The sequence below is a fragment of the Vibrio sp. 10N.286.48.F5 genome (genome assembly GCF_041469785.1).
GTDB classification, from domain to species: Bacteria; Pseudomonadota; Gammaproteobacteria; order Enterobacterales; family Vibrionaceae; genus Vibrio; species Vibrio crassostreae_C.
Genome location: NZ_JBFRLG010000031.1, coordinates 141,788 through 159,143, shown reverse-complemented (window position 1 = coordinate 159,143; position 17,356 = coordinate 141,788). Strand labels below are relative to the sequence as shown.

General features: G+C 44.6%; 22 protein-coding genes. 9 read left to right on the top strand and 13 right to left on the bottom strand.

Features of this window, described 5'->3' with window-relative positions; genetic code table 11:
* The first annotated feature begins 139 nt into the window (after window positions 1–139).
* Window positions 140–766, top strand: a complete 627-nt coding sequence (gene upp / locus AB4185_RS17340; protein ID WP_017060716.1) for a uracil phosphoribosyltransferase — start codon at window positions 140–142, stop codon at window positions 764–766.
* Window positions 767–907: 141 nt separating this feature from the next.
* Here the strand turns inward: upp and AB4185_RS17335 are convergent, their stop codons facing one another.
* A complete protein-coding gene (locus AB4185_RS17335) occupies window positions 908–2,146 on the bottom strand; it encodes a uracil-xanthine permease family protein (protein WP_017060715.1) in 1,239 nt (412 codons plus the stop codon).
* A 277-nt stretch (window positions 2,147–2,423) separates the two neighbouring features.
* On the opposite strand from AB4185_RS17335, the gene AB4185_RS17330 reads away from it, so the two are divergent.
* Entirely contained in the window at window positions 2,424–3,683 is a 1,260-nt protein-coding gene (locus AB4185_RS17330) for a DUF2066 domain-containing protein (RefSeq protein WP_372135701.1), read from the top strand.
* Between the two features lie 110 nt (window positions 3,684–3,793).
* Here AB4185_RS17330 and AB4185_RS17325 read toward each other — a convergent pair whose 3' ends face one another.
* From AB4185_RS17325 to AB4185_RS17310, 4 genes are all read right to left on the bottom strand, one after another.
* Window positions 3,794–4,231 (bottom strand): DUF2069 domain-containing protein, encoded by a 438-nt coding sequence (locus AB4185_RS17325; protein WP_372135700.1) that lies wholly within the window; start codon window positions 4,229–4,231, stop codon window positions 3,794–3,796.
* Window positions 4,228–4,821 (bottom strand): NAD(P)H:quinone oxidoreductase, encoded by a 594-nt coding sequence (wrbA, locus tag AB4185_RS17320; RefSeq protein WP_017060712.1) that lies wholly within the window; start codon window positions 4,819–4,821, stop codon window positions 4,228–4,230. Before wrbA ends, AB4185_RS17325 begins: the two co-directional genes overlap by 4 nt.
* Before the next feature lie 6 nt (window positions 4,822–4,827).
* The gene (arsC, locus tag AB4185_RS17315; protein WP_017060711.1) at window positions 4,828–5,178 is read right to left on the bottom strand and encodes an arsenate reductase (glutaredoxin); all 351 of its coding nucleotides are present in this window, start codon (window positions 5,176–5,178) and stop codon (window positions 4,828–4,830) included.
* 123 nt (window positions 5,179–5,301) lie between these two features.
* On the bottom strand, window positions 5,302–6,756 hold the full coding sequence (locus tag AB4185_RS17310) for a M48 family metallopeptidase (protein ID WP_017060710.1): 1,455 nt from the start codon (window positions 6,754–6,756) through the stop codon (window positions 5,302–5,304).
* Window positions 6,757–6,934: 178 nt separating this feature from the next.
* Between AB4185_RS17310 and AB4185_RS17305 the strand changes: the two genes are divergently transcribed.
* Window positions 6,935–7,174, top strand: coding sequence for a sulfurtransferase TusA family protein (locus tag AB4185_RS17305; protein ID WP_017060709.1), 240 nt, complete (start codon window positions 6,935–6,937; stop codon window positions 7,172–7,174).
* Window positions 7,167–8,243: an AI-2E family transporter gene (locus AB4185_RS17300; protein ID WP_017060708.1), complete on the top strand. Its 1,077-nt coding sequence runs from the start codon at window positions 7,167–7,169 to the stop codon at window positions 8,241–8,243. The genes AB4185_RS17305 and AB4185_RS17300 overlap by 8 nt, the downstream gene beginning before the upstream one ends.
* Before the next feature lie 160 nt (window positions 8,244–8,403).
* On the opposite strand, the gene bcp is transcribed toward AB4185_RS17300, so the two are convergent.
* Window positions 8,404–8,874 carry a thioredoxin-dependent thiol peroxidase gene (gene bcp / locus AB4185_RS17295; protein ID WP_017060706.1) on the bottom strand — a complete coding sequence of 157 codons (471 nt, stop codon included), beginning with the start codon at window positions 8,872–8,874 and terminating at the stop codon, window positions 8,404–8,406.
* A 12-nt stretch (window positions 8,875–8,886) separates the two neighbouring features.
* Window positions 8,887–9,429, bottom strand: a complete 543-nt coding sequence (locus AB4185_RS17290) for a glycine cleavage system protein R (protein WP_017060705.1) — start codon at window positions 9,427–9,429, stop codon at window positions 8,887–8,889.
* A 374-nt stretch (window positions 9,430–9,803) separates the two neighbouring features.
* On the opposite strand from AB4185_RS17290, the gene dapA reads away from it, so the two are divergent.
* Both dapA and bamC read left to right on the top strand, forming a co-directional pair.
* Entirely contained in the window at window positions 9,804–10,682 is an 879-nt protein-coding gene (gene dapA, locus AB4185_RS17285) for a 4-hydroxy-tetrahydrodipicolinate synthase (RefSeq protein WP_017060704.1), read from the top strand.
* Window positions 10,683–10,730: 48 nt separating this feature from the next.
* Window positions 10,731–11,777 carry an outer membrane protein assembly factor BamC gene (gene bamC, locus AB4185_RS17280; RefSeq protein WP_372135699.1) on the top strand — a complete coding sequence of 349 codons (1,047 nt, stop codon included), beginning with the start codon at window positions 10,731–10,733 and terminating at the stop codon, window positions 11,775–11,777.
* A gap of 161 nt (window positions 11,778–11,938) precedes the next feature.
* Here bamC and AB4185_RS17275 read toward each other — a convergent pair whose 3' ends face one another.
* From AB4185_RS17275 to AB4185_RS17260, 4 genes are all read right to left on the bottom strand, one after another.
* Window positions 11,939–12,148: a DUF2897 family protein gene (locus AB4185_RS17275; protein ID WP_017060702.1), complete on the bottom strand. Its 210-nt coding sequence runs from the start codon at window positions 12,146–12,148 to the stop codon at window positions 11,939–11,941.
* Window positions 12,149–12,156: 8 nt separating this feature from the next.
* The gene (locus tag AB4185_RS17270) at window positions 12,157–12,831 is read right to left on the bottom strand and encodes a M15 family metallopeptidase (protein WP_372135698.1); all 675 of its coding nucleotides are present in this window, start codon (window positions 12,829–12,831) and stop codon (window positions 12,157–12,159) included.
* A gap of 45 nt (window positions 12,832–12,876) precedes the next feature.
* On the bottom strand, window positions 12,877–14,013 hold the full coding sequence (dapE, locus tag AB4185_RS17265) for a succinyl-diaminopimelate desuccinylase (RefSeq protein ID WP_372135697.1): 1,137 nt from the start codon (window positions 14,011–14,013) through the stop codon (window positions 12,877–12,879).
* A 98-nt stretch (window positions 14,014–14,111) separates the two neighbouring features.
* A complete protein-coding gene (locus AB4185_RS17260; RefSeq protein WP_017060699.1) occupies window positions 14,112–14,459 on the bottom strand; it encodes an ArsC family reductase in 348 nt (115 codons plus the stop codon).
* Between the two features lie 205 nt (window positions 14,460–14,664).
* Here AB4185_RS17260 and AB4185_RS17255 point away from each other — a divergent pair, with 205 nt between their 5' ends.
* Window positions 14,665–14,952: a helix-turn-helix domain-containing protein gene (locus AB4185_RS17255; RefSeq protein ID WP_004734273.1), complete on the top strand. Its 288-nt coding sequence runs from the start codon at window positions 14,665–14,667 to the stop codon at window positions 14,950–14,952.
* Window positions 14,953–15,043: 91 nt separating this feature from the next.
* Here AB4185_RS17255 and AB4185_RS17250 read toward each other — a convergent pair whose 3' ends face one another.
* Together AB4185_RS17250 and AB4185_RS17245 are read right to left on the bottom strand one after the other, a co-directional pair.
* Window positions 15,044–15,376, bottom strand: coding sequence for a DUF4156 domain-containing protein (locus tag AB4185_RS17250; protein ID WP_065585044.1), 333 nt, complete (start codon window positions 15,374–15,376; stop codon window positions 15,044–15,046).
* Between the two features lie 12 nt (window positions 15,377–15,388).
* Complete coding sequence (locus AB4185_RS17245) at window positions 15,389–15,733, bottom strand: DUF2956 domain-containing protein (protein WP_229647141.1); 345 nt, start codon at window positions 15,731–15,733, stop codon at window positions 15,389–15,391.
* 109 nt (window positions 15,734–15,842) lie between these two features.
* Between AB4185_RS17245 and AB4185_RS17240 the strand changes: the two genes are divergently transcribed.
* Window positions 15,843–16,304 carry a DUF2919 domain-containing protein gene (locus AB4185_RS17240; protein ID WP_017060696.1) on the top strand — a complete coding sequence of 154 codons (462 nt, stop codon included), beginning with the start codon at window positions 15,843–15,845 and terminating at the stop codon, window positions 16,302–16,304.
* 65 nt (window positions 16,305–16,369) lie between these two features.
* The gene (locus AB4185_RS17235) at window positions 16,370–17,293 is read left to right on the top strand and encodes a Dyp-type peroxidase (protein WP_137001211.1); all 924 of its coding nucleotides are present in this window, start codon (window positions 16,370–16,372) and stop codon (window positions 17,291–17,293) included.
* Window positions 17,294–17,356 lie beyond the last annotated feature (63 nt).

Sequence of the window (17,356 nt, the reverse complement as noted above, 5' to 3'; positions counted from 1 at the left end):
AAAACGGCGCTATTCTAACAGGGCTTGAATATGAAGAGCAAACGTTTGCGCGGTTTTTTTTATTAGAATAAAGATTCTGAAATAACCTTAGAGTTCGTGTATAATCTACAGGTTTGTTTAAATATTGCCGGAGTTGGAAATGAAAGTTGTTGAAGTGAAACACCCGCTAGTAAAACATAAAATTGGCCTGATGCGTGAAGGTGAGATTAGCACTAAGCGTTTTCGTGAGCTAGCGACAGAAGTGGGTAGCCTTCTAACATACGAAGCGACATCAGACTTTGAAACTGAGCGTGTGACGATTAACGGTTGGAACGGTCCAGTAGAAGTTGACCAAATTAAAGGTAAAAAAGTAACGGTAGTGCCAATCCTACGTGCTGGTCTAGGCATGATGGACGGCGTTCTTGAGCACATCCCAAGTGCACGTATCAGCGTTGTTGGTATCTACCGTGACGAAGAAACACTTGAGCCAGTACCATACTTCAACAAGCTTGCATCTAACATCGATGAGCGTATTGCTCTAGTGGTAGACCCAATGCTTGCGACAGGTGGTTCTATGATCGCGACTATCGACCTGATGAAAGAGAAAGGTTGTAAGCACTTTAAGATTCTTGTGCTTGTTGCTGCTCCTGAAGGTATCGCTGCTCTAGAAAAAGCGCACCCAGATGTTGAGCTTTACACGGCTGCAATCGATGAGAAGCTAAACGACAAGGGCTACATTGTTCCTGGTCTTGGCGATGCTGGCGATAAGATCTTCGGTACTAAGTAATTCGGTTTCAGCTTAAGTGACTCTAAACAGTTCCTTAACTCGCTGAATTAACCGTATTAATAAAAAGGGAGAGCATTCGATGCTCTCCCTTTTTTGATCTTGTTAGGTTGTGATTCTTTGGAATCTAGCCTTACCGACTCATTAATCGATTTGAGCTTTATCTACCACAGTGTTGTCACCTAGCTCTTCTGGAAGTACTAGGTTAAGTAGAATCGCAACGATACCGCACAAGCTTACGCCCTGTAGGCTAAAGTCACCGATACCAAAGGCCATGCCGCCAATACCAAAGACTAAAGTAATGCCCACAATCACAAGGTTACGTGATTTGTGTAGGTCAACATTGTTTTTGATTAGCGTGTTAAGACCCACTGTTGCGATAGAGCCAAACAGTAGAATCATGATTCCGCCCATTACAGGAACCGGAATCGTTTGAAGTAGTGCGCCTAGCTTGCCAACCAATGCAAGAACGATGGCTGTGACTGCAGCCCAAGTCATGATCACAGGGTTGAATGCTTTGGTAAGCATTACTGCGCCTGTTACTTCACTGTACGTAGTGTTTGGCGGCGCGCCCAGCATTGAAGCGGCAATTGTTGCCACACCGTCGCCAGTAATAGTGCGGTGTAAACCTGGTTTTTTAAGGTAGTCTTTACCGGTCACGTTAGATATCGCAAGCATATCACCTACGTGTTCAACGGCAGGTGCAATCGCGACAAATACCATAAAAAAGATAGCGTTGATGTTGAACTCTGGCGTTGTGAAGTTTGGCAGTGCTAACCAAGATGCTTGCGCTACTGGAGTGAAGTCTACCGCGCCGTATACCAAGCTGGTGATGTAACCCGCAACAATACCACCGAAGATTGGCAGTAGCTTAAGGAAGCCTTTTGAAAACACACTGATGACAATCGTCACTAACAGTGAAATTGAAGAGATCCACAGGGCAGCGTCTGCATCAACAAGCTGAACCGCACCATCGCCTGTCTTACCTAGCGCCATGTTAACTGCAACAGGTGCAAGACCTAAACCGATAACCATGATCACAGGGCCAACAACGACTGGTGGAAGCAGTTTATGGATGAAGCCAACGCCACGAACTTTAATTAACGCGCCCATTAGTACATACACAACACCCGCCGCCATCAAGCCGCCCATGGTTGCACCAACACCCCAAGTTTGAATACCAAACATGATAGGCGCGATGAAAGCAAAAGAAGATGCTAAGAAGATTGGCACTGAACGGCGTGTAATAAGTTGGAATAAAAGGGTACCGATACCTGCGCCAAAGAGTGCAACGTTGGGGTCAAGTCCTGTTAGTAGCGGCACGAGTACAAGCGCACCAAATGCTACAAACAGCATTTGCGCACCTTGCAGAGCATTTTTCATGTTATGTCCTTAAAATGGTCGTTATATGAAAAGCGAAAAATAAAATTCGCGGGATTCTATCACTTAGCAATCGATTGCCACACCAAATAGATCAAATTTATTTATCTTAATGATGTTTTATATCCATCTAAGCCCTAGAAATTCAGTTTATAAGTGAGCGATTTATCATGGCCAGGTGATATTTTGTGGTTATTAAACACAGTGGGCGCTATCGACCTTGCCCCTCAATCCATAGTTGCTTATCATCTAGGCACAAGATTTGAATATTAGGATCAGTATGCGCTACATAGCATTGTTGTTGATGGGACTATTAGCCTCTCCGAGTTATGCCTTAACTCAAGTAGATATTTTTAGTGCTGAAGTTGCGATTAACGCTGAAGACAAACAGCCAGAACAAGTGGCAAGAAATACAGGTATGGAGCAGGTATTGATACGTGCGACTGGCCAAACTGATGTCGCTTCGAATGAGACGATTCAAAAGGCGATGCGCAATAGTTCGCAGTACATGTCTCAAATGAGTTTTGGCGAAAGCAATGACCAATCAACATTGCGTATGCGTTTTAACGGTGCTCAAATCCGTTCTCTGTTGACTCAAGCACAGTTACCTTACTGGCCTGACACGCGTTCAAACATCCTTGTTTGGCTTGTGGAAGAGGACAACTACGACAAGAACATCGTATGGGAACACTCTAACTCACAGTTAGCAGCTAGCTTACAAGCGAACGCAAAAGAGCGTGGCTTGCCTCTAACGCTGCCTGTGGGTGACTTTGACGATATTACGGGTATTGCGACTTCTGATTTGTGGGGTAGCTTTGTTACGCCAATCAGTAAAGCGAGTCAGCGTTATCCTGTTGATGCTGTGTTGGTGATAAAGGCTCAATCTTCAGGCCTACGTTGGGCTCTATACGATCAAAAGCCAAGTCAATTGACGAGTGCACCAACATCGCCTGTAAGTGGTTCACTATCGGGTAACAGCGACACGACTTCTAAGAAGTTAGTTGACCAAATCAGTAACTACTACGCAGGCAAAAGTGCTGTGACGGTAGCGAGTGAGTCATCAGAATCGATTTTAACGCAGTTTATTAGCCTGAATAATGCTCAAGACTTCTTCCAGTTAGAGAACGCACTTAAGCGTCTAAACTCGGTGGCAAGCCTAGATATTCTGAAGATTCAGAACAACGAAGTCACTTTCCGAATTCACTTATTGTCGACTCAACAAGAGTTTGAGCAAGAAGTAGCAAGTATTCGCCAAGTTGCGAAGGTTGAAGAATCTTACATTGAGCCTGAAGTGAGCCCTGAATTTGAAACTCAAGACAACACAATGTCTGTAGGTGATGATTCAACAGACGCTGCTGAAGTCGTTGGTGACGAAACTGACTCAGGCGTACAAGTGATTAAGGGCAACGAGGTATCTGAGGATGCTGAGCTAACGAATACGCCTGACGCAACGTTAGAGGATTCTAGTACAGAAGATCTAACCATCACTGCGCCAGTACATGCTAAGCCAAGCTTGGTATACGAGTGGGTTCGCTCATAATTGTCAGCTGACATGACTGATTGAAATGAAAACTTGAAAAAAGCCCTGCAAGAGCAATCTCGCAGGGCTTTTTGTTTGTAAGCGGTCAGTTTAAAAGCATGGGCTCAATATTATTGCTCGAACTTAGCTTTTTCTCTCTTTTCTACTTCAGAAAGACGCTTCAACTTGATGCCTAACTCTTTGGCTCTAAAGCGAGTAAATAAGATATTGCCCGCGAAACCTAGAGTCGTCAGAAGCAGTTCTACAGCCGCTAATAAACGTTCACCACCGTCTACATACAAGATAGTTAATGCGTGTAGGAAATAGAGCATCAAGACGAAATTTGCCCATGCGTGCGTATAAGGTTTTCCTGCTAAAATGCCCGGTAATGGCAATAACAGCGGGATAGCCCAAGCAATCGCCAGTGTGACATTACTGAGATGAGGGTGCGGTGAAAGCGTCATCTGCCAAGCCACCACCCAGAATAAAAGCGACAAGTTGCCCGCTAAAGCAAGGTAGCGAAATAGCTTGGTTTTGGGAGACATAGCCTTCTCTGGCATATACATCATTGAGAAATTCCCTTCTGATTTATTGCGATGCGCGCTAGGCGTTTACCTAGGTTTTGCGCCAACTCAATCTCTTCTTTGCTAAGTGAGGCGCTCTCTCCAGTACTGCTTGCACCATAAGGCGTACCACCAGTTTGAGTGGTGTGCAGCGCCGGTTCTGAGTAGGGGATGCCCACGACTAACATGCCGTGATGAAGCAGGGGCAACATCATGCTTTGTTGTGTTGTCTCTTGACCACCATGCAATGATGAAGAAGAGGTAAATACACAACCTGGCTTATCGATGAGATCACCATTGATCCACATTGATGTCGTGCTATCCCAAAAGTGCTTCATTGGCCCGGCCATGTTACCAAACCAAACCGGACTGCCTAGCGCCAAACCATCACAAGATCGAAGCTCTTGTAACGAGGCAATAGGATCGGTTGGTTGATAGCGTGAATCAGGCTGCTCTTCTACCGTGTACACGTCGTTCACCGTTCTTAACATGGCTTCACAGTTTGGGATAGACTCAACCCCTCGTGCAATCTGCCTTGCTAGAGCTTGTGTGTTGCCGTGGCGGCTGTAGTAAAGAACAAGAATGTTAATGCTCATATTGGATTACAGAATCTCTAGCACTTGCTCTGGTGGACGACCAATTTTTGCTTTGTTGTTCGCGACAACGACTGGGCGCTCAAACAGTTTTGGATTGGTTGCCATCGCGGCGAAAAGATCTTCATCAGTGACTGAAGCATCACCAAGGTTTGCTTCTTTGTAGTCCGCTTCTTTGGTGCGCATCATGTCGCGAACACTGTCAAAACCAAGCTGAGTGAACAGTACTTTCAGCTGTTCAACTGTTAACGGAGTCTCTAGGTATTTGATTACCTCTGGCTGTACGCCGTTTTCCTGAAGCACTTCTAGAGTTTGACGGCTCTTTGAGCAGCGTGGGTTATGATAAATCACGACAGACATGGTTCTTCCTCATTATTATTTTTGATTTAATTGTTTAGCTGAAGCCACCATAGGTGACTTCTTTTTTTTGTGTAACGTTGAGCTTTCTTTTTATACTGGCAACGAGCGTTACCAGTAAACACTCTATTGTAGCGACAAGAAGCGCTCTCGTTGAATCATTAGCTGATCAATTCGAGCGTCGTAGCGTGCTTGTTTTAGGCTTCCTAATTCTGCGATTTGGCTTGCTTGCGTGTAGTACTGAATCGCTTTGTTCCAGTTGGCTTGCAGTGCCAAAATTTCTGCACGAGCAGCCAGTTCTTCGTCGCTATTACCAAGGCTCGTATTTACTTTTGAAAGTAAGTGCCAGCCATTGGTGTCATTCGGGTTATCGTGCGTGTAACGCTGCAATACGCGAACCGCTTCTTGAAGATCTTCATTTTCAATCAGTGCGTTGGCGTAGTTAATGGTCAGAACCGGGTTGTTTGGTTGACGAACCAGTGCCGATTTAAGTTCTTTAATCGCAATCTCAGGCTGCTTCTTCTCGATGTGCAGATCCGAAATAGCATCTAGATAAAACAGGTTGGTTGGATCGCTGTTAATCAGCTTGTTCAGGATGGGCTCTGCTTTGTCTAATTTTTTAGAGTCTAGGTAAACCAGTGCTTGGCCATATTCTAATGACGGAACCAAAGCTTTAGGGGCTTTCTTTAGCTGACGCTCAAACCAATCAAGAGCAGCATCATTATTAATGCCAGCATAGCGCGCAACAATGCGGGCTCTTGCTAGGTGGTAGTCCAGAGAGGGAGCCAGTTTCAGTGGCGGGTAACTACGAGCACGAGCACGTGAATCGGTAATTCGGTCTTCTGGTAATGGGTGAGTCAGTAGCATTGGCGGTGGTGTGCTCGCATAGCGATATTCATCAGCTAAACGGCCAAAGAAACGTGGCATCGCATTCACATCAAACCCAGCTTTTGCTAGCGTGTTGATACCAAAGCGGTCGGCTTCTTTTTCATTACTACGGGTGTAGTTGATTTGGCTTTGCATATTACCCGCAGTCGTTGCCGTTAGGGCTGCAATGCCGGCTTCAGGAGCTGCAATTGCCAGTAATACAGAGGCTGCTAGCGCTGCAATGGTTGCTGGAGAGCGGCGCGCTTGGTCTTCCATACTACGCGCTAAGTGACGTTGGGTTACGTGCGCGATTTCGTGCGCTAATACAGAAGCTAATTCACTTTCAGATTGTGCATGCAGGAATAGACCTGAGTGCAAAGCAACATAACCACCAAAGAAAGCAAAGGCGTTGATGTTGCGGTCACGGATCATAAAGAACTGGAAAGGTGTCTTTACATCATTTGCGTTCGCGACCAGACGATGGCCAAGAGTATCAATATATAGATTTAGAACTGGGTCGTTTACGATAGGCTGGCTACTTCTGATGATGCGCATGTAGGCATCACCATAGATAAGCTCTTGGTCGATAGTGAGTGTGCCGCCAGCAGCGGTACCGATATCTGGTAGCTCCAAACTATTGGTATTCGCCATAGTTGGGGTGCTTAATGTAGCTGCGATGCATAAGCAAGCAATTGAGCGAGCGCGTTTAAACATATTAGTCAGTAATACTCCGTTTCTTCTGACAGTAAGACAAGTGCAATGGAAATTGGTTCTTTATCTGATTTAACCTTTGCCAAGTGCGTGCGCTATCATGAAGGAGGATGAATGAATGATGGCGCGTTTTCAAAAACAGATTACAATACGACCCTTATAATAAGCATCGAGCTCAAGAATGACACCTAATATTCTAGATTTACGCCAAGAGCGCTGTCCAATGGCGCTATTATTAGCCAAGCGTCACAGTGTAAAGTTAGAAGTAGGGCAGTCATTGTCAATTTATGTGTCTGATAACAGTTCGATGAAAGATATTGTTACTTATTTGTCTAAGCAAGCCTATGACGTCATCACTGAGGTTTGCTCTAATTACCATCATCTCCTCGTCACTAAAAAGGAATTGCAGTCAGATGCTTGAAATGGTCAATCGTTGGTATAAACGACGTTTCTCTGATCCCCATGCTGTCAGTTTGGTTGCCATCATTCTCTTCGGCTTTATTACGATCTACTTCTTTGGTCACCTAATTGCACCACTCTTGGTTGCGATTGTGTTGGCTTATTTGCTTGAGTGGCCTGTTACCCAACTTCAAAGACTCGGTGTTCCAAGAACGCCTTCGGTGATGTTGGTGATCATGATGTTCTTTAGCCTGATGTTGCTGGCGCTGTTTGGTTTAGTGCCTACCATTTGGGAGCAAGTGGGTAACCTCATCAATGATATTCCAAGTATGTATGGCGGCTTACAGAAGTTCATCGCGACGATTCCTGAGCGCTATCCTGAGTTAGCAAACTTGCAGATCGTTGAATCGATTGTGTCTAACGCGAAAAACAAAGCATTAGGCTTTGGTGAAAGTGTTGTTAAAGGTTCTTTGGCTTCTCTTGTGAGCTTGGCTACGCTTGCGGTTTACTTGATTCTTGTGCCGCTGCTGATCTTCTTCTTATTAAAAGATAAAGAAGAGATGATCAGCATGGCGAGTGGCGTGTTGCCTAAAAACCGTCGTCTAGCGACCAAGGTTTGGGTTGAGATGAACCAACAAATCTCGAACTATATTCGCGGCAAGGTCCTTGAGATCTTGATCGTCGGTGGTGTCAGCTACGTGACCTTTGCGATTCTAGATTTACGTTATTCAGCTCTGCTGGCTGTCGCGGTTGGTTTCTCGGTACTGATTCCTTATATCGGTGCGGCGGCTGTGACCGTTCCTGTCGCGATTGTCGGTTTGTTCCAGTGGGGATTAGAACCTCAGTTTTACTGGTTGCTTCTCGCTTACGGTATTATCCAAGCGCTAGATGGTAACGTGCTCGTTCCTGTTCTTTTCTCTGAAGCGGTGAACCTGCACCCAGTGGCCATTATTGTTGCCGTGTTAGTGTTTGGTGGACTGTGGGGATTCTGGGGCGTGTTCTTTGCTATCCCGTTGGCAACGTTAGTTAAGGCGGTTTGGAATGCCTTACCGAGTCACGCATTAGACGATGACCCCGAACATCAAAAGTAATTGATCTTGTTATAGAAAAAGGCCGAACATCCATGATGTTCGGCCTTTTTGCTCTTAGCTTAATCATTAGCTTAATCATTAGCTTAATCATTAGCTTAATGAGTGTTGCTATTGCCTTAGAAAGTGATGAATCTAAGTCATTAACTCACTCAAATCGCCCTTAAGCTTCTTGATTGAAGTAATCTAGAACCACTTCGTGGTGAGTCTTAGTCTTGAACTTGTTGAAGACATGTTCAATCTGACCTTCTTCATCAATTAGGAAGCTAATACGGTGCAGACCGTCGTAGATTTTACCCATGAATTTTTTCTCGCCCCAAACGCCAAACTGTTCAGCAACGCTATGGTCTTCATCAGATAGCAGTGTGAAGTTTAGAGATTTCTTTTCAACGAAGTTTGGTAGACGTTTTACTGGGTCAACACTCACACCTAGAACAACCACGTTTAGGTCATCAAGCTGTGTTTTGATATCACGCAGGCCTTCCGCTTGCACAATACAACCTGGAGTCATTGCTTTAGGGTAAAAATAGAAAAGTACTTTTTTACCTTTGAAGTCACCAAGAGATACGATATTGCCATCTTGATCTGGAAGAGAAAAAGCAGGTGCTGGAACACCAGCCGTTAGCGTATTCATGACATTTCCTTTTTAAAGACTGTTTTTGATAAAGTTGAGCGAGCCTTGGACTGATAGGCTCTGACACAGCGAATCGAATTCTTCTTGTAGCTGCATCAAGTTACATTCTGATTGCACAGAAGCGGTAATAGAGATATGGAATTGGTCGTTGTCGAGTTGAACCTTAGATTTATTGATGGTTCGTGCACTTAACGAATCGAGGCCGATGTTTCGGTCTGCGAAGAACTGGGTAAACTGCTCAGTAAGTCCGATTTTATCGTCTGACTCAACGAACACCTCTACTGTGTAAGAGTTCTCAATAACATCATGAGTTGAGGTTCGCTTCATAATCGTAATCAAGTCGTGCTCTTGTCCAAGCAAGGGCAAGGTGGTTTCAACGCGGGTAATGTTGTTTGCCTTTCCAGACAGCAGCATGATAAGCGTAAATTCTTCGCCAAACAGGGCGATACGGCTATCAATAATGTTACAGCCTGATTGGGTGACTAAATGAACCACTTGGTTGCATACACCTGGGCGATCAGTGCCCACAGCTGTGATTACTAGATGTTGAGTCATAAAATCACGTCTCTTTATATTCCATTGATTCATGCATGTTAGCACAGTTAGCTCGTGGAATAAGCGTGCGTGCGGGGCTTTTTATGTGCGACCTTGCTTCGAACATGCAACCAATGATAATAATATCGAGCGCGTTAAAAAATGAGATAGAGCGATGAGAGCACAGCTTACTTGTTACTGACATCCAGTGATGTGCTATCCGCTAGATTGAGTGCAGGTTACCCAAATTCTAGGTAGAACGCCGTTAGAAGTCGTTTTACCTCAAACATACGACAATATTTAATGCAGATGTTGCCGGTAAGCCACTTTAATGTCTTGTGTTTATTGATTGGCTTACAGTAACATGCAAAAAGAATAAATTAAGGGAGATAGACATGTTTTCAGGAAGTATCGTTGCGCTAGTTACGCCATTTAATACAGATGGTGAAGTGGATTTCGACAGCCTTAAAAAGTTAGTTGAGCACCATATTGCTGCAGGTAGTGATGGTCTGGTTGCGGTTGGCACAACAGGTGAGTCTTCAACACTCACTATTGAAGAGCATGTCAAAGTCGTCAACAAGATCGTTGAATTTGCTGATGGTCGTATTCCCGTTATCGCTGGTACAGGTGCAAATGCAACTCATGAATCTGTTCTATTCAGCCGTTTGTTGAATGGTTCTGGTATTGCTGGTTGCCTGAGCGTAACGCCTTACTACAACAAACCGACTCAAGAAGGTTTGTACCAACACTACAAAGCGATTGCTGAAGTCAGTGACGTTCCACAAATTCTATACAATGTTCCAGGTCGTACTGCGGTAGACTTGTTGCCAGAAACGGTTGCTCGTCTTGCTGAGATCGAAAACATCGTTGCACTGAAAGATGCGACGGGTGATCTCGACAGAATTGCAATTCACCGTGAACTTTGTGGCGAAGACTTTATCTTACTAAGTGGTGATGACTTAACAGGCCTAGAATTTGTTAAGCGTGGTGGCGATGGCGTGATCTCTGTAACGAACAATGTTGCAGCCGCTGATATGGCAACCATGTTCAAGCTAGCAAAAGAAGGTAAGTTTGAAGAAGCGGAAGCGATCAATGAGCGTTTGATGCCTCTACATAAGAATTTGTTCGTTGAGTCTAACCCTATTCCCGTAAAATGGGCGGTTCATAAAATGGGTCTGATTGCTGAAGGTGGCTTACGTCTACCGCTGACTGAACTGTCAGAGCCAGCTCAACCTGTTGTTGCTCAAGCAATGACTGAAGCGTGCATTTACTAAAACGTATGAAGTGATGCCGAAGCGAACCTTCGGCATTTAGGAGTATAAATGAAGTATTCTCACCAGCTAGTGATTGGGTCACTGGCTGTTTTCGTTCTTACAGCATGTTCTGGCAACCCGACTCAACGTCGCCAAGCCAAAGATGATTTCGAATACTTAGAAACACCTGAGTTTTCACAATGGCAATTGCCTGTAGATGCTCAGCCTCAGTTCTACCCAAATTTTGACATCCCAAGCGGTGAATTCAGTGGTGGTACTGGTCGTGAAGTGGATATTCGTCCACCGCAACAGGTTCTTGAACTGATCCCGGGTGCTCGTGCTGAGCGTCAAAACGGTGAAGTGACACTATGGCTTCTTCGCGCAGAAGAGGCAGACCGCGTGTGGCAAACGGCTGTAGATATGCTGGCTCAACGTGCTATTGGTATTCGTGAGCAATCAGAGAATGAGATTGAGACCGATTGGGTAACTTGGGTTTCTGAAGATGAAGACGTAGAGATTGGTAGTCGTTACTCTATCTCTCGCTTCCAAGCAAACAACCGTCATGGCTTCAAGATTAATCTGATTGATTGGCGTGAAGGTACTAAAGAGAAAACAGTAACGGCAACCAATAAAGAGCGTTACAACGCGTTCCTGACCAACCTAGTTATGGCTAAGTACGATGAAAACCTTCGTGCTGAAGCGGCGCTGAAAGCGCAAGAGTTGGTGAAGCGTATTCCAATTTCAATGGGTGCTGACCGTAGTGGTTTCCCTGTGATTATTGCTCGTACGCCATACAATGTATTCTGGCAGCGTCTGCCTAACTTGTTGCCTGAAATGGGCTTTGAGCTTGAAGAACGCAATCAATCTCAGGGTACGGTGAAGGCGAAGTACGCAGCACCAGATGATGAGTTCTGGGAAGAAATTGGCCTACAGCCTATCGACTTAGCGCCAGGCACTTACAACTTCCTATTTGGTGACCTTGGCAACCGTACGTCAATCAACGTAACGGATGCATCAGGTAAGCCAGTAGAAGAAGAGCTGCTTAAGTCTATGGTTCCGGTATTAGCGCATATTGCTGACCAAACCAAAGATGACAAAGAAGCGAAAGCTGAGTAGTCATTCAAGCCGTCACAAGCTGAGTTAAATCAGCCTTGTGATTAGCAAAAGCAAATAAAAAAGAGGACACACTGTGTCCTCTTTTTTATTGTATTCGTTGTCATCAGGCTACATTGGTCAATCAAAATTGGTCAATCAAGCTGATTAGCCAAAGCAAAAGGCTATGCGTCTTTATTGTCTTTGGATTCTTCTTTTTCAGCTTTCTCTTGGTTAAGTTTATCCGAGCGATTGAGCTTATCTAAATCTCGCTCAGTTTTACCACGCCCCGTCAGATCCATATTGGCTGTCTGTTTGAGCGCTGCGATGTTACCCACAACAACGCTAACTACGATGATGATGATAACCCAAGGGTTTGTAAGCCACTCCAACATAAGCGCTCCTAATGACTGATATTCGCTACGAAGCGTGCATAGATCTCGTCTAGCTGCTCCATAATAATCTCATACCCTAATACTGGCTTAGATTGGAGTTGCTTGCCAAGTAAAGTCGGAGATAACTGTGATAAACACGACTCCGATACTTTGCGATGGCTGATATGCCATGGTTCGATCGCCACACCACCAAGGTCTTCGCTATAAGGAAAAAAGAACCCAAACTGTGAAGCATGAACAGACAACCATTGGTAAAACGATTGCTGGTGGCCAGTAAGGTATTCCCATGGTTCTAATTGCAGATGTATGCCTTCAGGTAAGTGGTTACGAGCAAAGACATCGAAGTCACAACCCCAATGATGACGACTCGCGCCGGGAAGCGCAGACCATCTCAGGATAGCCGATAGCTTTTGTTGTTCGGTCAGTTTTGAAGCATCAAGAGGTTGGCTTTCTGAATCTAATATCGGAGCTTCGCCAGAAAACTTACGGTTCCAAATCAGAGATTGCCTTTCATAGTCGCGAAAGCCACTGGCAATCTCCATTTTAAAACCAGCGAGCTGAGCAGCTTCAATCAAATTATTCAGGTCATTCTTAACCTCACTGTGGACCAAGAAGGTCTTGGTGCCGATCAGGCTAGGCTCTAGATGAGAATCTGATTGTCCGGTAAGCTGCTCTGGTGTCATAATGAGTCTCTCAATAATTGGATGCTATGAATCGCTGATGAAAGACTATTTAGCGAATAGGTTCACTAATGTTCTTTCGTACATGTCAGTTAGCTTTTCTAAATCGGCTACCTTCACGCATTCGTTAACCTTGTGAATAGTTGCATTCACAGGGCCTAGTTCTACGACTTGCCCTTTCATGCGTGCAATAAAGCGACCATCAGATGTACCGCCAGTCGTTAGCAGTGCTGGTTTCACATCATTGACGTGACCCACTGCATCAACAATAGCATCAAGCAGTGAACCTGCGTCTGTTAAGAACGGGTCGCCATTGAATGTCCATTTAAGGTCGTATTCGAAGTCGTACTTATCTAGCGTAGTTGTGATGCGCTCAACGATGATGTCGTTGCTTAACTCTGTACTAAAGCGTAGGTTAAACTGAACATTAAACTCACCAGGGATCACGTTTGAAGCACCAGTACCCGCACTCACATTTGGAATTTGGAAACTGGTTGGCGGGAAGTAATCATTACCTTTATCCCACTCAGTTGTTGCTAGCTCATTAATAGCAAGCAGAGAGCTTTGTACTGGGTTGTTTGCTAGGTGAGGGTAGGCAACATGACCTTGTGTGCCTTTAATCGTTAGGTCGCCAGTGATAGAGCCACGACGGCCGTTCTTCACGACATCACCCACGAACTCAGTGCTCGATGGTTCACCAACGATACACATATCGATGTTTTCACCGCGCGCCATTAATGCTTCAACAACACGTACAGTACCGTTGATGAAAGGACCTTCCTCATCTGAAGTGATCAGGAAACCAATTGAGCCTGTGTGGTCTGGGTGTTTGGCAATGAACTGCTCGACGGCAACAATCATTGAAGCCAGAGAGCCTTTCATATCAGCAGCGCCACGGCCATGTAGGAAACCGTCTACGATAGTCGGTTCGAATGGTTTAGTGTTCCACTGTTCGATTGGGCCTGCAGGTACCACATCAGTGTGACCAGCAAAAGCAAACAGAGGCGCTTCAGTACCACGACGAGCCCAGAAGTTGGTCGTATCTTCAAATACCATCACTTCGATTTCAAAACCGAGTGCTTTTAAGCGTTCAATCATCAGGTCTTGGCAGCCTGCATCTTCTGGTGTTACCGATTGACGGCTGATTAGGTCTTTTGCCAGAGCCAAAGTTGGGCTATCTGTCATCCTTGAATTCCTTGTTTAAATAAAACGTCTAGTCATTAATTTTTAGAAGCTGATTCAATGATCAACGTCCAGTTGTCTGTCTATGTAAATACAACGATCTAAGCAAAAATAGCCGCGTATTGGTCGGCTTTAAATCCGATGTGAAGCTTACCTTCAACTTTTAAGATTGGGCGCTTGATCATGGCAGGTTGTTCAACTAGCAAAGTCACCGCTTTTTCTTCTGTTAGGGTGTCTTTCTGTTCTTGAGAAAGTTGGCGATAAGTCGTACCACGTTTGTTTAGCACAAGCTCCCAACCTAGCTCAGAGCAGAAGCTTGTTACTAGCTCTTCTGTGATGCCTTGTTTGCGATAATCGTGAAATTCGAACTCGATACCTTCAGCTTCGAGCCATTTCTTTGCTTTTTTAATGGTGTCGCAATTTGGGATACCAAACATGGTGATAGTCATTATTCTTCCTTTGAGTGATTTTATTTCATTGTTATGAGTTGAATCCTATCAGGAAGCAGCAACTCAGACAAAATAGAGTGATGAATATTTCATAGAGTGAAAAAAAAGCGTAAGAAAATGTCACTATTGGAGACTTATTGATCAGCCTCAACATGTTGTCAGCGAAAAAAGAAATAATTGAGCTGCACATATATAGGAGGTGTCAATGGAGTTGAGTCCTGTTTTTGCAAGGCGGCTATATTTAGCATTGTTAGTGGAAAGCCTTGATAGGCCAAATGTGCCTAAACTCATCGAAAAAACGGGGTGGCCTCGTCGTACTATTCAAGATGTACTCAAGGCGTTACCGGGGATCGGTATCGAACTTATGTTTGTTCAAGATGGGCGACGTCATAATGATGGCTATTACCAGTTATCCGACTGGGGTCCATTTGACAGTCAATGGGTTATCCAGCGTAAAGGCGATATAGCAACAAGCCTTGGATTTAGTGCATAAGCCAGCGAAAGCTGGCTTTCTTTTTTTAGAATAGAAATAGTAGGGAGCATCTCGCTAATATGAGTTGTGAGCTACCCCATTACGTTTCTATTTACTTACACAGATAGGCAGTTCCCAGCATAGTCACGGATGTGGAAAAATCTTGGGGAAGTGTGAATATCACGGTATCTGCGCCTAGCTCAATCGTATTCGACTTGAGTTGATTCATGGCGCCTTGAATCAATGTGTCATTTGGGTAAAACAGGTAGTTGTACCAATGGCCTTCGCTGCCTGTGACTTCCCCTTTATACTGACATTTATCGATATTAATCACGCCATGGTAATCCATTTGCACGTTGGCAGCTTCGCTATGAGGCGTTGATGTCGGTGTCGTGCAACCGAGTAACACGCTACTCATAGCCAAAGCGATTAATTCCTTTTTCATACGCTTATCCTGTTATTTCATCAAATAAATCGCGAAGCCTATCCAGCTAGCGAACAATAATAACCACGGCAATTTACTGGCGTGATTTGATGTTGTTTCATTATCCAAGTCGACATTCTGTTCTTGGTCTTGGTTCGCTTGTAGAGTCTGCTTCTCTTTCTGTACGCGCTTTTTAGCTTTATCGGCTTGGCGGCTGCGTTCTTTTTGCTGTTTCTTGTACAGTGCGATGCCTTTCTCGATACCCTGAGCAATCAGTTTAGTTTGTTCTTTGGTTTGAGCTGGCTTTTGAGTCGCTTTGGCTATCTTCAGTGCTTCCTGTTGAGATTCAACAGAGGGCGTATTAGTTTTGTTTTTCATACTGAGTTCGACAATTAAAACGGATTGGCTACTAAGATAACGCAAAGCTAGTTAAGTATGAATGATTTGCGTTAAAGTGTTGGTTTGAAAATAAGTGAAAGTGAGATTTGTGCGGTACTCCATAGAACAATACGACAAGCACGGCTTTTTGAAAGCTCCAATCTTGCTCTGGCTAGGTTGGTTGTTTCTTGCGAAAGCCTTGGTCGTTTTCATTGTTGCAGGCGCAAGCCGAGAATCGGGAACCGATATTCTTGAGATAATCTACCCAGACCATCAGATGTTTTATGTCGGGATCGCGTTGAGTGTGCCTAGTTTGCTGCTGATGTGGTTATTTGGGCTAAGATCGCCAGATAGAAAGCGCCTTAACAAAGTCGTGTCATGGGGACGTTGGGTTACCATGATGGCTATCTTGGCACAGGGCTCCCATACGATTTATTTAATCTATTTGGATAACGGATGGTTCCGTTGGTCAAATGGCATCACCCTATTGTTGCTGCTGTGGTTAGCGCTTTATCTAACCAATAGCCATGCTGCAAGGGATTGCTTTAAAGTGGTTGAGCTCGAAGACTGATTCTCATCAAAACATTTGTCCCATTCACAATTATACTTAGAATCTAAAACTGGAAGGAATAATCTATGCTTAATGTTTCAAATGAGCAGCCTAACGTTCAAAGTGCTATTTTGCCTGAAGCTGGGCCTTTCGCGCTTTACGTTCAACTTAAAGTGAACGCTAATACTGCTAATGTACTAGCAGAAATTCAAAAGCTTCCGACTCTAATCGACGAACTAAACCAAACTCAGCCTGATGCGAACTTAACGGCATCGGTTGCGTTCTCAAAAGCTTTTTGGGATAGGTTCGAGCAAGCAGCGCCCGCTGATTTGATCGACTTCCCTGTGCTGGGTGAAGGTGATATCACAGCACCGAGCACACTGTCTGACGTTCTGATTCACTGTCATTCAAACCGACATGATCTGCACTTCTTTATCTTGCGTAAATTGCTATCTGAAGTAGCAGCTGATGTTGAAGTGGTTGATGAAACTTATGGTTATCGCTTCCTAGACTCTCGTGACATGACAGACTTTGTTGATGGCACTGAAAACCCGAAAGACGCACAACGTGCTGAAGTCGCTATTGTGCCTGAGGGTGAATTCGCTGGTGGTAGTTATGTAATGGTGCAGCGTTTTGTGCATAACCTGCCAGCTTGGAATCGTTTGAATGTATCGGCACAAGAGAAAGTGATTGGCCGAACTAAACCTGATTCAATTGAGTTAGATGATGTTCCTGCGGCGTCTCACGTTGGCCGTGTGGATATCAAAGAAGAAGGCAAGGGGCTTAAGATTGTTCGCCACAGTCTACCTTACGGTACTGCTACGGGCGACCACGGCTTATTGTTCATTGCTTACTGTAACGTTCGTCATAACTTCGATGCGATGTTAGAGAGCATGTACGGCGTAACTGATGGCAAAACAGACCAACTGCTTCGCTTTACTAAAGCGGTGACTGGCGCGTATTACTTTGCTCCTTCAACTGAGATGTTGAGTGCATTAACGATTAAGTAAGTCGTCTCAAAAAGAATAAACAAAGGGAGCCTCAGGGCTCCTTTTTTATTAAAGCTTTATATG